2 protein-coding genes are annotated in these 402 nt (G+C 53.7%); both read left to right on the plus strand.

Features of this window, described 5'->3' with window-relative positions; genetic code table 11:
* Nucleotides 1-192, plus strand: a 192-nt coding sequence (locus H0X91_RS35540; RefSeq protein WP_196433832.1) for a DUF3302 domain-containing protein, incomplete at its 5' end; no start/stop codon positions are given.
* Between the two features lie 2 nt (nucleotides 193-194).
* Nucleotides 195-402: hypothetical protein (locus tag H0X91_RS34805; protein ID WP_196433833.1), on the plus strand; the 208-nt coding region annotated here is incomplete at its 3' end.

Raw genomic sequence — 402 nt, forward strand, 5'->3', positions numbered from 1 at the left:
ATCTGGCCGTTTCTGTGGATCTGGGCGACGCTCTATCAACCGGAGCGTGGCTGGGGTATGCAGTCACATGTTGCGTCGCAGGAGAAAGCGGCTGACCCGGAAATCGCCGCACTTTCTGACCGAATTTCCCGGCTGGAGCATCAACTCGCCGCCGAGAAAAAGACTGACTATTCCACGTTCCCGGAGATCTAAATATGGATCTATTGATTGTTTTAACTTACGTGGCGCTGGCGTGGGCGGTCTTTAAAATCTTCCGCATTCCGGTAAATCAGTGGACGCTGGCGACGGCGGCGCTGGGAGGCGTGTTTCTGGTGAGTGGTTTGATTTTGTTGATGAACTACAACCACCCTTACACTTTTACCGCGCAAAAGGCAGTGATTGCGATCCCCATCACGCCACAGG

Source organism: Burkholderia sp. 9777_1386 (assembly GCF_015712265.1).
Taxonomy (GTDB): Bacteria; Pseudomonadota; Gammaproteobacteria; order Burkholderiales; family Burkholderiaceae; genus Burkholderia; species Burkholderia cenocepacia.